Raw genomic sequence first — 14,987 nt, 5'->3', positions numbered from 1 at the left:
TAAAAACACACAATCACTATGAGGTTCTGACTGCCCTAAAAAGGGTGTCGCCAAAACCCCTTTGCGATACCCTTTAAAACCGGGATTTTACGATGACGCTTGATAAATCTGAATCAGGTCTATATCAAGTGGCAGAGATAATGCCAGCGGCTATTACCTGAGGACTATTCTTTAGTGGCTGTTTCCACTTTATCGCCTGCCTGCCAGATGCGATACTTCACTTCCACGTCAGCCGGTGTGTAAACCACAATTGGCAGGCGGCTATTGTAGTCAAGCAAAAAGTCATTGCCACCAAGCTGGACAAACTGTTCTGTCAGGTCCTGATCCGGACAAGCCATCATAGTTGCCATGGGGCCATTTAACGCTTCAATGCTGTAATAAGGATAACCCCATCCTTCAAGATTATGCTCTTTCAGTTCTCCACCAAAAACATGCCGGTTGCAGTCAACCTTTAAAGTCTTTCCCACTATCAATTGCACTTTCATGTTTTCTTCCTCTGGAACGGCAGGAAGATCAATGACTTGCCGTAACTGGTCAGGCTTGGCTGCCGGATAAGGCACTTTAGGATCCAGGCTGGCTGCGTTAACATTAAACGCGATCATCCCCATACAAAAAAACAAATTAAACAGTTTAAGATTACTCATATTCAAGGTTCACCTGTTGTTGGATTTTTCAATTACAAAATAAATGGCGATCAGGACAATCCAATCGCCGGGGTTATCTGCGGGTTTATCTGTTTAACCCTTATTGACAAAGAAATAGCTTCAACCTATTCTAGCCTGAAAAGCGTAACAAACAATAATCCACATTTACTGGAGCAGACATGAAACGAAACAATTTTTTGCGTACCCTATTTACCGCTGCAGTCATGTTCAGCAGTGCTGCCTATGCGCAGGTTAGTGTAATGCTACCCGCCAACCCGGGTGGCGGCTGGGATGGTACCGGTCGCCAGGCGTTTAGCGCCATGAACAAGGCAGGCATTTATACCGGCCCCGTGAACTTTACCAATAAAGGCGGTGCAGGCGGCACCATTGGTCTGGCAGAATTCCAAAACTCACAAACCGGAAAAGCCAATGCGCTGGCCGTTTTTGGTGCTATTACCGTAGGTGCCATAACCCTAAACAAATCACCCATAGACCTGAATAAATTCAAGCCAGTCGCCCGTTTAACCGCCGAATATCTGGTTATTGCCGTACGCCCCGATGCCCCCTACGAGAATCTGGGTGATTTTGTGAAAGCACTCAAAGAAAACCCGGGTGGTACACCGGTAGGCGGTGGCTCTGCCGGCGGCGTTGATCATATCGCCCTGGCCTTGCTGGCACAGGCGGGTAACGTGCCTGTAAAAGATCTGAATTATATTCCTCAGGCCGGCGGTGCCGATACCGTTACCGGCATTGTCAACGGTACCCTCAAGGCTGGCATTTCCGGCATTTCAGAATTTCAGCAGTTTGCGAAATCGAATCGGGTAAAAATCCTGGGCATCACCTCGGCACAACGCATGGAAGGTCTGGAAGTGCCCACTTTCAAGGAAGTCGGTTTCGATGTTGAAATTGCAAACTGGCGTGGTATTCTGGGTGCCCCCGAGATGCCAGAGGAAAATTACAAACTTTGGGTGGATCGCTTCACTCAACTCAATAACAGCGCTGAATGGAAACAGGTAATGCAAACTCAGGGCTGGGACCAGTTTTTCCTGGCAGGTGCCGAGTTTGGTGATTTCATAAAAAGCGAAAGCGAGCGTATCAATACCATCCTGAAGGATGCCGGACTTGCCCAATAAAACCGCTACATCTTCTCATACAACACCCCGGCCACCGGCAAAACCCTGGTGGCTGGGGCTGGTTGTTGTGCTAATGGGTGCTATTTGCCTGTACGCGGCCAACGAGCTTGCCAACACTGCCCGATACTCCGCCATTGGGCCCGGCCTGTTTGTGACCGCAACAGGTATCGGATTGATCCTGCTTGGCTTGTTGTTGCTTATACAAATAGCACGTGGTGAGAAATTCGAACCCCAGGATACAGAAAATGCCGAGGGCGACACGCCCATGGATAAACGGGCGTTTTTCATCGCACTGGCTGCTGCCTTTGTACCGGTTTTCATTATTGAGCTTTTGGGACTTCCCATTACTGCCATGGTGTCATTCACCCTGGTAACGCTGGCTTTTGGTTCAAAACAGATTGTACTGAACCTGCTCGTCGGCTTCATACTTGGCTCAGCCAGTTGGTATTTGTTTAGCCTGCTTGGGCTTCAGCTGGGAGATTTTATTCCCTTGCTGGGCATTTGATTCTCCTGCTACATTAATAATTCAAGTTAAATATGGATACACTGGGTTTACTGCTGCAAGGGTTTGACGTTGCCCTTACCCCTACCAATTTGTTTTGGGCACTGGTAGGCTCTACACTTGGCACCGCCATTGGTATTTTGCCTGGTATTGGCCCTGCCCTGACCATCGCCCTGCTCTTACCGGTTACGGTTTCGGTTGGACCGGTGTCCGCCTTCATTATGTTTGCCGGCGTATTGTATGGTGCCATGTATGGAGGGTCCACCACCTCTATTTTAATTAATACTCCCGGTGAAGCCGGCTCCATGATGACCGCCCTGGAAGGAAATAAAATGGCCAGGGCAGGAAGAGGAGCCGCAGCACTGGCCACTGCGGCCATTGGCTCTTTTGTTGCAGGCACGCTAGCCACGATTGCCCTTACTTTTGCGGCTCCGTATGTTGCCGAACTGGCTTTTTATTTCAAGCCAGCCGATTATTTTGCCTTGACCATTCTGGCCTTTACCTCGGTGGCTGTAGTAATGGGCAGCTCCAGGGTCCGTGGCTTTATTTCCCTGTTCATTGGACTTGCCTTTGGTGTCATCGGTATTGACAACATGACCGGTCAGCCACGTATGACTTTCGGATTTGCAGACTTGCTGGATGGCATGGAACTTACCGTTGTTCTGGTCTCCCTTTTCGCTGTGGGCGAAATTATTTACGTTGCCAGCCGCTACAGGAACAGGAACGATGAAATTATTTCCGTCAAGGGCGGAATGTGGATGAGCAAATCCGACTGGAAACGCTCTTTTATGCCATGGATTCGTGGTAGTGCGATTGGTTTTCCAATGGGTGCGCTACCTGGTGGCGGCTCTGAAATACCTACCATGCTGTCTTATACCCTTGAAAAAAACCTGTCCAAACACAAAGATGAATTTGGCAAGGGTGCTATTGAAGGCGTTGCGGGCCCCGAAGCAGCCAATAATGCGGCAGCGGCTGGCGTTCTGGTTCCATTGCTCACCCTGGGATTGCCAACCTCTGCCACCGCAGCAATATTACTGGCAGCTTTCCAGAATTTTGGCTTGCAGCCCGGGCCTTTTTTGTTTACCAGTAATCCCGAGCTTATCTGGGGCCTGATTGCCTCGCTGTATATTGGAAACGTCATGTTGCTGGTACTTAACCTGCCGCTCATTGGGATTTGGGTCAAACTCCTGCTCATTCCGAAACCACAGTTATATGCCGGCATTCTCATTTTTGCCATGATTGGCATTTGGGGAGTATCAGGCTCTGTTTTTGACCTGGCAAGCATGGCCTTTATCGGTTTAATGGGTTATGTCATGCGGGTTTATGATTTCCCCATCCCTCCCCTGTTAATTGGTTTGATTCTTGGGCCTATGGCAGAAAATCAGCTGCGCACAGCACTGGCTGCCGGCCAGGGAAATCCGGCGGTCTTGGTCGAGAGCCCCATGTCTATTGTTTTCCTGACCCTTTCCTTCTTATTCCTGTTTGTCCCCTTCCTGATTAGAAAACTGCGGAAGGTTGCCTGAAAATAGCCATGCATAATCTTTAAGCCGTTTTATTCTGTATTCGGGTCAGAGGCAACGCTGTTTTATATAAAACCTGCTTAAGCGCGAAACTTGAGCGGATCTTGTCAATACCTGGTATTGGGGTAAGCTGCTCAAGGATAAACCTTTCAAGTGCCCCAATATTGGTAACCGCCACCCTGATCAGGTAATCAGAATCTCCGGTCATTAAATAACATTCCATGACTTCATCGTGCTCGGAAATCCGTTGCTCGAAATCCGCCAGTGCCTGCTTGTCCTGGGACTTAAGGCTAATTGAAATAAAAACATTCAGATCCAGACCCAGTGCCGAAGGATTGGCCAAAGCCACGTAACGGGAAATAATGCCGTTTGTTTCAAGCGCCTTGACGCGCGACAGGCAAGGTGAAGGCGATAAATGCACACGCTTTGACAGCTCCACATTACTTAAAGAGCTGTCTTTTTGCAGCTCGTCCAGAATTCTAAGATCAACAATATCAAGTTTCATAAAATGCCGTAATAAATAATATTTACAGCATTTTATGCTGAAATAGAATGTTAATTCAAGAAATCCAGCATCTTATTTTTGGTCTTTTTCATTAGAATATCAAGAACGATATTCAAAATAAACAGCCAACAAAAAAGGAGGGATCGTATGAATGCCCCATTACCCAAAAACATTGAGACTATGACAAATATTTTTTTGCAAAGAGACATTGATCCGGATGAAACCAATGAGTGGAAAGACTCATTGCATTCATTGGTGGCCACCCATGGTCGTGAACGGGCTGCTTTTATCCTTGATGAGCTGTCTGTTTTAGCCCAACAATTACAAATAAGCTGGAAACAGCAAGCGGCCCCTGCGAACAGTTATTCCTATGTGAACACAATTTCTCTTGAAGAACAGCCTGCCTATCCTGGTAATATCCAGGTAGAAGAAAAACTGGGTGCCTTGATACGCTGGAATGCACTGGCCATGGTGGTCAGGGCCAATAGCGCCTATGGTGAATTGGGGGGGCATATTGCCAGTTACGCCAGTGCTGCCGATTTGTTTGAGGTGGGTTTCAACCACTTTTTCAGGGCCCGTGAAAACTCAGAAAACGGCCATAAGGGAGATCTGGTATTTTTCCAGCCTCACAGTGCTCCTGGAGTTTATGCCCGCGCCTTTCTTGAAAACCGCCTGACTGAAAAGGACTTAAGCTTTTTTAGGCAAGAGTTGCGTGCCAACCGTGAAGGTGCACAAGGCTTATGCAGCTACCCTCACCCGTATCTGATGCCTGATTTCTGGCAATTTCCCACCGGATCTATGGGAATTGGTCCCATCAGTTCCATTTACCAGGCCCGTTTCATGCATTATCTGACACATCGTCAGTTGCAAAACTGCGAAAACCGCAAAGTATGGGGCATTTTTGGTGACGGCGAAATGGATGAACCCGAATCCATGAGCGCACTGACATTGGCTGCCCGTGAAAAACTGGACAACCTGGTTTGGGTCGTCAACTGCAATTTACAACGTCTTGATGGCCCGGTTAGGGGAAATGGACAAGTCATCAAAGAACTGGAACGCCTGTTTACCGGTGCCGGATGGAATGTCATTAAAGTGCTATGGGGCAGCGACTGGGACCCTCTGTTTGCCAAAGACCTGACGGGTGCCTTGACAAAAGCTCTTGGCGAAACCGTTGACGGACAAATGCAAACCTTTGCCGCTAAAGATGGTGCCTTTAACCGTGAGCATTTTTTTGGGCAAAATGAAGCACTTCAACGGTTGGTTGAAGGTATGAGCGACGAACAAATCGACAAGCTCCGTCGCGGTGGTCATGATATAGTCAAAATTTACGCGGCATACGCGGCTGCCGTCAATCATAAGGGACAGCCCACGGTTATTCTGGCCCATACCAAAAAAGGTTATGGCATGGGCAATGCAGGCCAGGGGAAAATGACCACCCATTCACAGAAAAAACTCGGGGACACCGAGTTGCTTGCCTTCAGGGATCGTTTCAATTTGCCGTTAAGCGATGAACAAACCCTTAACCTGGATTTTTACCGACCCGATGAAAACAGCGAAGAAATACGTTATTTACATGCACAGCGTCAAAAACTGGGGGGTTATTTACCCAAGCGCTATACCGATACACCAACACGCCAGGCTTCACCGGTAGAACAATGGGCCGGTTTTGCCTTGCAGGCCGAAAATAAAAACATGTCCACCACCATGGCTTTTGTACGCATCTTGGGCAGCCTTTTAAAAGACAATGAAATCGGCCAACGCATTGTTCCCATTGTGGCTGATGAGGCACGTACTTTTGGCATGGCCAACCTGTTCAAGCAGGTCGGCATATACTCTAGCGTAGGCCAGCAATATGAGCCCGAAGATATCGGCTCTATCCTGAGTTATCGTGAAGCGCTTGATGGACAAATCCTGGAAGAAGGCATTAGTGAAGCAGGTGCCATTTCCAGTTGGGTCGCTGCGGCAACCAGTTATAGCGTTCATGGCACACCCATGCTCCCCTTTTATATTTATTATTCCATGTTCGGTTTCCAGCGCATTGGAGACCTGATCTGGGCCGCGGCTGACCAGCGCCCGCGCGGTTTCCTGATTGGTGCCACCTCGGGAAAAACCACTCTTGGCGGTGAGGGTTTGCAACACCAGGATGGTTCCAGTCATATCTGGTCTGCCACCATTCCCAATTGCAAATCCTATGACCCGGCTTTTGCGGGTGAACTGGCCGTTATTATTGAACAGGGCACAAAGGAAATGATGACGGAGCAAAAAGATGTGTTTTATTACATTACCGTCATGAATGAAAACTATCCGCAGCCTTCCCTGAAACCCGGGATGCGTGAAAATATTCTTAAAGGTGCCTATCATTTCAGGCACTACCCTGCACAGTCGGTGTCCGGTCTGCAAGGGGAAAACTCCGTAACCTTGCTGGGTTCCGGTGCAATTCTTACTGAAGTGCTGGCTGCCGCCGAAGAGCTGTCCTCACTTGGCATTGCGTGTGATGTTTTCAGCATTACCAGCTGGACCGAACTGGCCCGTGACGGCCAACGCACTGAACATGAAACCAGCCCTTCCGGCCAGCCTCTGGCACCTTTCATTGAAACACAATTACAAAACAGTAAAGGGCCCATTATTGCCGCAAGCGATTACGTCAGGATGCTACCCGAATCAATCCGGGCTTATACGCCGGCAGGACGCAAATATATTACTCTGGGAACAGATGGATTTGGCCGAAGTGATACCCGTGCTGAATTACGCCAACATTTTGGTGTCAATGCACAGTCAATTGTCCAGATGGCACTTAAACAACTGGCTTAAATAAAAAATGGCACGTATTTTTTACGTGCCATTTCAAACTACATTATCTGAATAAGCTGCAACTAGGCAGCAACACCCTCAGCTGTGGTTTCTTCCTCGGTAACTGAAGTACGGATGATGTGATCAAAAGCACCTAAAGAAGCTTTTGCACCTTCGCCAATCGCAATCACGATCTGTTTATATGGAACCGTAGTTACGTCACCTGCTGCAAATACACCGGGAACCGATGTCTGGCCTTTGGCGTCAACTTCGATTTCACCGTGCTTGCTCAGGGAAACCGTACCTTTCAGCCATTCGGTATTAGGTACCAGACCAATCTGGATGAACACGCCTTCCAGATCAATTTTATGGATGGTTCCGGTAGTACGGTCTTTATAAGACAATCCATTTACCTTGCTGCCATCACCATGAATCTCGGTGGTTTGGGCAGAGATAATGATATCAACGTTAGGCAAGCTGCGCAGTTTGCGTTGCAAAACATCATCTGCGCGCAACTGTTCTCCAAACTCAATCAATGTCACGTGGGCCACAACACCAGCCAGGTCAATGGCGGCCTCTACACCCGAGTTACCACCACCAATAACGGCAACCCGTTTTCCTTTAAATAAAGGGCCATCACAGTGAGGACAGTAAGCAACACCCTTAGTACGGTATTCCTGTTCACCAGGAACATTAATGTTGCGCCAACGGGCGCCAGTAGCCAGGATGACGGTTTTACTTTTCAAGACGGCACCGTTTTCCATTCTGACAGAAATTTCCTTATCGCCGGGAATCAGTTCTTCCGCGCGCTGCAGGTTCATGATATCCACCTCATAGGCACGTACGTGCTCTTCAAGCTGGGCGGCAAAACGGGGGCCTTCGGTTTCTTTTACGGAAATGAAGTTCTCGATAGACATGGTGTCCAATACCTGGCCACCAAAACGTTCTGCGGCCACACCGGTACGAATACCTTTGCGAGCGGCATAAATGGCTGCGGCGGCACCTGCAGGACCACCACCAATCACCAATACATCAAAAGATTCCTTGGCGTTCAGTTCTTCTGCCTTGCGGCTCCCTGCATTAGTATCCAGTTTTGCCAGAATCTCTTCGACACTGGAACGACCCTGACCAAATGACTCACCATTCAGGAACATGGTGGGAACAGACATAATCTGGCGGCTATCGACTTCGTCCTGGAACAAGGCGCCATCAATGGCGACGTGCTTGATACGCGGGTTGATAATTGACATCACGTTCAGTGCCTGGACAACGTCCGGACAGTTTTGGCATGACAGTGAAAAATAGGTCTCAAACTTGTAATCGCCATCCAGATTACGGATCTGTTCAATGACGGCTTCATCCAGTTTGATGGGATGCCCACCGACCTGCAACAGGGCAAGTACCAGTGAAGTGAATTCGTGGCCCATCGGAATACCGGCAAACTGCACGCTGATATCGGTTCCGGGACGGTTAATGGTAAAAGAGGGCTTGCGTGAATCAGTGCCTTGTTCATTTAAAGTAACACGGTCTGAAACAGAAGCGATTTCCTGCAACAGTTCTTTCAGTTCCTTCGATTTAGCGCCATCATCCAGTGAAGCAACAATTTCGATAGGCTGTGAAACCATTGCCAGGTAAGTTTTTAATTGTGTCTTGATATTTGCGTCTAACATGATGATGAACTCTCCGGATCTTGATTTATTTAACTTTGGGGGATAGGGTTCGGGCAAAGCCCGAACCAGGCAACCCGAACTTATTTCGGGGTGCAATAACTTACTGACTGAATTGGCAGTTAATTAGATTTTGCCAACCAGATCCAGTGAAGGTGTCAATGTAGCAGCACCCTCTTCCCATTTGGCAGGGCAAACTTCACCTGGGTGAGCGGCAACGTACTGGGCAGCTTTAACTTTACGCAGCAGTTCAGAAGCGTCACGGCCAATACCGTTATCGTGAACTTCCATCACTTTGATTTGACCATCCGGGTTAATCACGAATGTACCGCGCAGAGCAACACCTTCTTCTGCAATCAGAACTTCAAAGTTGTTAGCCAAGACATGGGTTGGGTCACCAATCATTGGGTACTGGACTTTAGAAATCGCGTCAGAAGTGTCGTGCCATGCTTTATGTGAGAAGTGTGTATCGGTTGATACCGCATAAACTTCAACACCCAGTTTCTGGAATTCAGCATAGTGATCAGCCAGGTCTTCCAGTTCTGTCGGGCAAACAAATGTAAAGTCGGCAGGGTAGAACACAACAACAGACCATTTGCCTTTCAGGCTGTCCTGGTTAACGTCAATGAATTTACCGTTGTGATAAGCGGTTGCGCTGAAAGGTTTGATTTCTGTATTGATTAATGACATTTCTTTCTTCCTTTATTTGTTGGGTTAGAAAACTTGATATGTGACCAGTATAGCCCCGTACAGCTAATATGTATAATTTATTGTTTTTATAAACAAGTTTAGTTTTAACTATAACGAATATGACAGTCACATAGTTATACTATATCAGAACATCATTACAATTTAATGTTTTAACCCCTAGTTGGCGGCGGGTAATCGCAATACCACCCGTAACCCGCCCAAAGAAGAAGTGGCTGTCATTACGGTCCCTTGATACAGATCGGTAAGGTCCCGGACGATATCCAGTCCTAATCCGGTACCCGGTTTTTTTTCATCCACCCTTATCCCTCTTTGGAAAATCAGGTCTTGCTGGGTTTCTGGCAATCCCTCTCCATCATCGTCAACAGTGATGACAATTTCATTCTGAGTTGAAACCACGGTTATGCTGACCGCATGACTGGCCCATTTGCAGGCGTTATCCAATAAATTGCCAAGCATTTCCTGAAAATCCTGTTCTTCACCCCTGAATGTACAATTGTCCTCTTGCAAGTGCAGGCTGATATCCAGATTTCGCTCTGCATACAATCGTTGCATCACCCTGATAAGGGCTTCCAGTGATTTTTTTACCGGTGTGCGGCTGCTGCTTGCCTGCATGGCCGCTGCTGCCCTGGCTCTGGCCAGATGATAATTAACCTGCCGTTGTGCCATCGCAACCTGTTCCTTGACCAAGGCAGAAAAAGAAGACTGTTCTTTGGCAGCTGCATTGGACAAGATTGCCAAAGGGGTTTTTACGGCATGTGCGAGATTCCCGGCCTGTGTTCTGGCCCGTTCAATCACCTTGGCGTTCACGTCCAGAACCTGGTTGAAATCATTAACCAGTGGTTCAAGTTCTGCAGGAAAATCACCCTCAATATGTAAAGTCTTGCCCTCGTGCACATCGGCCAGGCTTTTCCTGAGCCGGCCAAAAGGACGCAACCCCAAAATAACCTGCGTAGTAACCGCCACCATAAGACCAACAGCCAACACCGTTAACGCCAGTATCAACATATTGCGAAAGCGCTCGGCAGGCAATGCGACAATATCATGGTTAATAGCCACAACCAGTCTCAAGGGAAGGGATGACTCTTCTTCCGGTTGAATAATTCTACCCACAGCGTTTAGCACACTTCCATCGGCATCAGTAATAATAAACTCCTGCAATGCAGCACTGGTATTGCCAATGCCCGCGGTAGGCAAAACATTGTCCCAAAGTGAACGGGAACGCAACAAACCTGTTGTTTCTGCCTGCCCTTGCTCATCTAACTGGTCTATTTGCCAGTAAAGACCCGATAAGGGCTGATCAAACCGTGCATCGCTTAGGGCGTGTGGAACGCTGACTTTGCCATTGGCATCAACCGCCACAAAAGACAGCAACTGGTTAAAGTGCAAGGTTAACTCTGCTCTTACCTGCTGCATCATATGCTGTTTGAACAGGCTATCAAGCCCCCAGCCGGCAACAATAATGGTCAGCAAGACCCAGGCCAGCGTGCCTGCCAGCAGGCGAAACCTGAGTGACGACCAGAAAGACAGGTTTTTTTTGTGTGGCATCATGGTTTTCTAGCCCAATCGATACCCCATGCCACGGACCGTTTCTATCGTACCGGCAGGCAGCTTCTTGCGCAGGCGGGCAATAAAAACTTCGATGGTATTGGAGTCACGATCGGCATCCTGGGCATATATATGCTCGGTCAGGATAGAGCGGGAAATCACTTCTGAAGGATGGTGCATCAAATATTCCAGCACCTTGAACTCATGACTGGTTAGGGAAAGCGGCACACCATTGACGCTGACCCTGGCATTGCGCGTATCCATTTCTATCGGGCCGTTTTTAAGAATGGCATTGGCATGGCCACCAGTACGTCGCAGCAAGGCCCTGACTCTTGCCAGCAGTTCTTCCATATGAAAAGGCTTGGTCATATAGTCGTCGGCACCGGCGTCAATACCCATTACTTTTTCATGCCAGTTGTCCCGTGCTGTTAATATCAGTACGGGCATTTGCAGCCCGGCTTCACGCCATTTTTTCAAGACAGAAATGCCATCCATCAATGGCAGGCCAAGATCAAGAACGGCCAGATCAAATGTTTCCACCTCTCCCATGAACCAGGCGTCTTTTCCATTCATGGCCACATCAACCACGTAGCCGGCTTCAGTCAGCGTTTCCTTCAACTGCAAGGCAAGCGTAGGTTCATCTTCCACAACCAGTATTCGCATCAGTCATTATCCTGTGTTTTATTGTGTCGTGTTTTACCTTTCAGCTTCAGGATTTTGCCATTTTCGGCATCTACCAGTAATTTCAGCATATCACCCGAGTCCTGAAGCAGCTTGATTTCATACAGCCAACGGTTTTGGCCATCATCATCGTCATGCTCGAATTCGATTTTAACAACCTGTCCGGCGTATTGCTTTTCAATATTTTCCAACACCGCGCGCAAAGGTATGATTTTGCCTTCTGCCAGAGCCTGGCGGGCCTGCTCATGGTCGTTTGAGTCTGCACGGACAAATGTGGGTGCCAGCAGAGTACAAACCACTATACCGCCTAGCATACGATTAAAAAATTTCTTTCCTGTCATGGGGTCTTCCGGGATCTGTGCAATGAATAAGTAAACCTTTTATAACATGGGGAAGATGAATGGAAGATGAACACAGGCTTCAGATCCTGTTCATTTAACCACCCGCATAATACCTCCATGATCAATGTCGATCATACCTGAATCACGGAGAAAGATGATGAACACAACCCGTTTAATGACTGCACTTGCCATGAGTTCCAGCCTGCTTTTTTCTGGCGCCGCAATTAATACCGCGTTAGCCCAGACAAATACAGCGCAGGTACAGACTGCGCCAAGCCAAACACCGTTAAATATTAAACAAATTTACGACAAAGTGGAAACGGCCGGATATACCAACATTACTGAAATTGATCTTGATGACAATATCTATGACGTAAAGGCGCATGACCAAAAGGGAGAGCGTGTGAAAATCAAGGTTGATGCAAGAAGTGGAGAAATCATTGATACCAAGACAAAAAGCAAATAAAGATTGAAGGAAACTGACAAACCCTGTCTTGAATAATCATCGTAAAGGTTAAGCATGAAAACACTGCTGATTTCTTTTGTGTCACTCATCACCCTGGCCTGGGGATATGATGTATTTTACCTAAACCCGCCCCTGCAGGGAGCCTTGCCGTGGTTGATTCAAAGACAGGGGCTTTATTTAAGCGGCCTGTGGGCTATTGCACTCATGTCGCTGGTCATGGTGCTTTCCATTCGCCCGGCCTGGCTTGAAAAGCCACTGGGCGGCATGGATAAAATGTACCGCCTGCACAAATGGGCGGGTATCCTGGGCATTTCTGCGGCCGGCCTGCACTGGTTGCTTGATATGTCCAGCGACCTGCTCAAGTCATGGATTGGCAAAACAGGACGCCCCCCCAAAGGCGACCTGACCGAGTTTGCCACCATGTTCCGTTCTTTTGCCAAAGACAGTGGTGAATTGATTATCTATGCCCTGCTTATCATGCTGGTGCTCACCCTGTGGAAAAAATTTCCCTATAAATTCTGGCGTTACGTCCATAAGGTGATGCCGGTTTTCTTTCTTTTGCTGGTATTTCACACAGTTGTCCTTGCACCGTCCAACTACTGGACACAACCGGTTGGGATATTGCTTGCCATCCTGTTTGTACCCGCCTGCATTGCCAGCATCATTTCCCTGACCGGCTTAATTGGCAAGCCGCGCCAGGCAACCGGCACCATTGAATCCATTCGGGTTCATAATGAAGACATGACGGAAATCACCTGCAAAATGGATGCCTCATGGAAAGCTCACCACGCAGGACAATTTGCCTTTCTGACTTTTGATCGACATGAAGGCGCACACCCGTTCACCATTTCCAGTGCGCCTGGCAATGACAGACGCATCAGTTTTCAGATAAAGGCGCTGGGTGACTATACCCGTCACTTGTCCAGGAAGATCAATGTGGGTCAACAAATCAAGGCAGAAGGGCCATACGGCTGTTTTGACCTGAACCGGCTTGATGCAGGATCGCACCATACCATGATTGCTGGTGGCATTGGCATCACTCCATTTCTTTCATGGCTGGAAGCATGTCAGAAATCGCCTGACACCACTCCTTCGACAGACTTGCATTATTGCTTGCGTAATGCGCAACAAGATCCATTCATTGACCGGATCAGGCAACTTTGCGAGGCACTGCCAGCTGTAAGGCTTCATGTGCATGAAAGTGAAAAAGGAGATTACCTCAATGCTGAAAAACTAGCCCAGACACTGGCGCAGAAAGAGCGAACTTCAATCTGGTTCTGTGGACCAAGCAGTCTGGCTGACAGCCTTAAATCAAACCTGAAAAAATGGTGGCATGGCAAGTTTTCCTTCCATCAGGAAGCTTTTGAAATGCGCTAAGGCACTGACTGGCCTTCAGGATTCAGGGTAATAGGCTTGCAGCACGGCTTGATCGGACATGATATACAAATTTCCTTTTTGAATTTTATTCAACCGCATCAAGCCCGAAATCAAAAACAGACACACTATGGGTAATCCAGCCAACGGCAATCAGGTTAACACCGGTTTGGGCAATGGCAGGTGCCGTTTGCGCATTGATTCTGCCTGATGCTTCCGTAACGGCACGCCCATCAACCATGGCCACCGCTTTTTTCAGCATTTCAGGATTCATGTTATCAAGAAGAATGACATTAACCCCCAATTCCAGCGCTTCGGCCAACTGTTCCAGGGTATCCACTTCCAGCTCAATTTGGACCATATGCCCTACATTGGCGCGAGCTCTTAAGACGGCTTCACGCAAGCTGCCAGCCACGGCAATATGATTGTCCTTGATTAATACGGCATCATCAAGGCCAAAGCGATGATTGCTGCCACCACCAACCCGTACCGCATATTTTTGCAAGGCCCGCAAGCCTGGCAGGGTTTTACGGGTGCAGGTAACCTTGGTGCCATATTCGCGAATGGCATCGGCAATAGAAGCCGTTGCTGTTGCAACCCCGCTTAAATGCCCCAGAAAATTAAGTGCCGTACGCTCTGCGCTAAGAATGGCACCTGCCGGACCTGAAATGCTGGCAACAAGATCGCCGGGGCTCAAACGGTCACCATCGTTACGATGAATGCTTACCTTAATATTTTCATCCAGCAGGTCAAATGCCAGGCAGGCCAGGTCAAGACCGGCCAAAACCCCCGTCTGGCGAGCCACCAGATTCATGGTTGTTTGGGTTTGTGGCGGGATAATGCTGCCGCTGGTTAAATCACCCGCCCTGCCAAGATCTTCCAACAAGGCCATGCGAACAACGGGTTCCAGCATTACTTTTGGCAAGGGAGGGACACGGACTTCATGATGGTTACCGGAAGTTGTCTGCAAAGAATGGGCAATACTCATTTTTAATGCTTTAATATTCATAGGTTCAAAAAAAACAATTATATGCCCATCCTGGCTTTATGAATTATATTTGCCCCAAGTGCTGCAAATCCACGCAATAGCCTGTACTGCCTGCCGATC

At 48.2% G+C, this 14,987-nt stretch carries 14 protein-coding genes; 6 read left to right on the top strand and 8 right to left on the bottom strand.

The genetic code is table 11. The annotated features are described in order from the left end of the window. Window positions 1–164: 164 nt before the first annotated feature. Window positions 165–644, bottom strand: coding sequence for a serine protease inhibitor ecotin (gene eco, locus IE074_RS02115; protein WP_229793856.1), 480 nt, complete (start codon window positions 642–644; stop codon window positions 165–167). A 179-nt stretch (window positions 645–823) separates the two neighbouring features. Between eco and IE074_RS02110 the strand changes: the two genes are divergently transcribed. The 3 genes from IE074_RS02110 to IE074_RS02100 are packed head-to-tail and all read left to right on the top strand — an operon-like array spanning window position 824 to window position 3,802. Continuing rightward, window positions 824–1,777 carry a Bug family tripartite tricarboxylate transporter substrate binding protein gene (locus IE074_RS02110; RefSeq protein WP_189383792.1) on the top strand — a complete coding sequence of 318 codons (954 nt, stop codon included), beginning with the start codon at window positions 824–826 and terminating at the stop codon, window positions 1,775–1,777. Further along, entirely contained in the window at window positions 1,767–2,282 is a 516-nt protein-coding gene (locus IE074_RS02105; protein WP_229793855.1) for a tripartite tricarboxylate transporter TctB family protein, read from the top strand. The genes IE074_RS02110 and IE074_RS02105 overlap by 11 nt, the downstream gene beginning before the upstream one ends. A 32-nt stretch (window positions 2,283–2,314) precedes the next feature. Beyond that, window positions 2,315–3,802, top strand: a complete 1,488-nt coding sequence (locus IE074_RS02100; RefSeq protein WP_189383790.1) for a tripartite tricarboxylate transporter permease — start codon at window positions 2,315–2,317, stop codon at window positions 3,800–3,802. 19 nt (window positions 3,803–3,821) lie between these two features. Here IE074_RS02100 and IE074_RS02095 read toward each other — a convergent pair whose 3' ends face one another. Further along, entirely contained in the window at window positions 3,822–4,304 is a 483-nt protein-coding gene (locus IE074_RS02095) for an Lrp/AsnC family transcriptional regulator (RefSeq protein WP_189383789.1), read from the bottom strand. A gap of 147 nt (window positions 4,305–4,451) precedes the next feature. Between IE074_RS02095 and mdeB the strand changes: the two genes are divergently transcribed. Then, window positions 4,452–7,115, top strand: a complete 2,664-nt coding sequence (gene mdeB, locus IE074_RS02090; RefSeq protein ID WP_189383788.1) for an alpha-ketoglutarate dehydrogenase — start codon at window positions 4,452–4,454, stop codon at window positions 7,113–7,115. Window positions 7,116–7,177: 62 nt separating this feature from the next. Here the strand turns inward: mdeB and ahpF are convergent, their stop codons facing one another. From ahpF to IE074_RS02065, 5 genes are all read right to left on the bottom strand, one after another. Next, window positions 7,178–8,764 carry an alkyl hydroperoxide reductase subunit F gene (ahpF, locus tag IE074_RS02085; protein ID WP_189383787.1) on the bottom strand — a complete coding sequence of 529 codons (1,587 nt, stop codon included), beginning with the start codon at window positions 8,762–8,764 and terminating at the stop codon, window positions 7,178–7,180. 123 nt (window positions 8,765–8,887) lie between these two features. Further along, the gene (ahpC, locus tag IE074_RS02080) at window positions 8,888–9,451 is read right to left on the bottom strand and encodes an alkyl hydroperoxide reductase subunit C (protein WP_189383786.1); all 564 of its coding nucleotides are present in this window, start codon (window positions 9,449–9,451) and stop codon (window positions 8,888–8,890) included. A 177-nt stretch (window positions 9,452–9,628) separates the two neighbouring features. Continuing rightward, entirely contained in the window at window positions 9,629–11,020 is a 1,392-nt protein-coding gene (locus IE074_RS02075; RefSeq protein ID WP_189383785.1) for a sensor histidine kinase, read from the bottom strand. Between the two features lie 6 nt (window positions 11,021–11,026). Beyond that, a complete protein-coding gene (locus IE074_RS02070; RefSeq protein WP_189383784.1) occupies window positions 11,027–11,680 on the bottom strand; it encodes a response regulator transcription factor in 654 nt (217 codons plus the stop codon). After that, complete coding sequence (locus IE074_RS02065; protein ID WP_189383783.1) at window positions 11,680–12,039, bottom strand: PepSY domain-containing protein; 360 nt, start codon at window positions 12,037–12,039, stop codon at window positions 11,680–11,682. Before IE074_RS02065 ends, IE074_RS02070 begins: the two co-directional genes overlap by 1 nt. A 190-nt stretch (window positions 12,040–12,229) precedes the next feature. Between IE074_RS02065 and IE074_RS02060 the strand changes: the two genes are divergently transcribed. Both IE074_RS02060 and IE074_RS02055 read left to right on the top strand, forming a co-directional pair. Beyond that, window positions 12,230–12,505, top strand: coding sequence for a PepSY domain-containing protein (locus IE074_RS02060; protein ID WP_189383782.1), 276 nt, complete (start codon window positions 12,230–12,232; stop codon window positions 12,503–12,505). Window positions 12,506–12,559: 54 nt separating this feature from the next. Beyond that, on the top strand, window positions 12,560–13,882 hold the full coding sequence (locus IE074_RS02055) for a ferredoxin reductase family protein (RefSeq protein WP_189383781.1): 1,323 nt from the start codon (window positions 12,560–12,562) through the stop codon (window positions 13,880–13,882). Window positions 13,883–13,967: 85 nt separating this feature from the next. Here the strand turns inward: IE074_RS02055 and nadC are convergent, their stop codons facing one another. Beyond that, window positions 13,968–14,867: a carboxylating nicotinate-nucleotide diphosphorylase gene (gene nadC / locus IE074_RS02050; protein WP_189383780.1), complete on the bottom strand. Its 900-nt coding sequence runs from the start codon at window positions 14,865–14,867 to the stop codon at window positions 13,968–13,970. Window positions 14,868–14,987: the final 120 nt, after the last annotated feature.

Origin of the sequence: Advenella faeciporci (assembly GCF_014652395.1) — a bacterium.
Classification (GTDB): domain Bacteria; phylum Pseudomonadota; class Gammaproteobacteria; order Burkholderiales; family Burkholderiaceae_B; genus Advenella; species Advenella faeciporci.
The sequence above is the reverse complement of the archived record's forward strand: the minus strand, read 5'-3'. Positions and strand labels throughout refer to the sequence as shown.

Bases quoted from the DNA above. Each gene is read 5' to 3' on its own strand.
- IE074_RS02070 (WP_189383784.1), bottom strand. From the start codon at position 11,680: ATGCGAATACTGGTTGTGGAAGATGAACCTACGCTTGCCTTGCAGTTG.
- IE074_RS02055 (WP_189383781.1), top strand. From the start codon at position 12,560: ATGAAAACACTGCTGATTTCTTTTGTGTCACTCATCACCCTGGCCTGG.
- IE074_RS02110 (WP_189383792.1), top strand. From the start codon at position 824: ATGAAACGAAACAATTTTTTGCGTACCCTATTTACCGCTGCAGTCATG.
- IE074_RS02095 (WP_189383789.1), bottom strand. From the start codon at position 4,304: ATGAAACTTGATATTGTTGATCTTAGAATTCTGGACGAGCTGCAAAAA.
- ahpF (WP_189383787.1), bottom strand. From the start codon at position 8,764: ATGTTAGACGCAAATATCAAGACACAATTAAAAACTTACCTGGCAATG.
- eco (WP_229793856.1), bottom strand. From the start codon at position 644: ATGAGTAATCTTAAACTGTTTAATTTGTTTTTTTGTATGGGGATGATC.
- mdeB (WP_189383788.1), top strand. From the start codon at position 4,452: ATGAATGCCCCATTACCCAAAAACATTGAGACTATGACAAATATTTTT.
- ahpC (WP_189383786.1), bottom strand. From the start codon at position 9,451: ATGTCATTAATCAATACAGAAATCAAACCTTTCAGCGCAACCGCTTAT.
- IE074_RS02060 (WP_189383782.1), top strand. From the start codon at position 12,230: ATGAGTTCCAGCCTGCTTTTTTCTGGCGCCGCAATTAATACCGCGTTA.
- nadC (WP_189383780.1), bottom strand. From the start codon at position 14,867: ATGAGTATTGCCCATTCTTTGCAGACAACTTCCGGTAACCATCATGAA.
- IE074_RS02100 (WP_189383790.1), top strand. From the start codon at position 2,315: ATGGATACACTGGGTTTACTGCTGCAAGGGTTTGACGTTGCCCTTACC.
- IE074_RS02075 (WP_189383785.1), bottom strand. From the start codon at position 11,020: ATGATGCCACACAAAAAAAACCTGTCTTTCTGGTCGTCACTCAGGTTT.
- IE074_RS02065 (WP_189383783.1), bottom strand. From the start codon at position 12,039: ATGACAGGAAAGAAATTTTTTAATCGTATGCTAGGCGGTATAGTGGTT.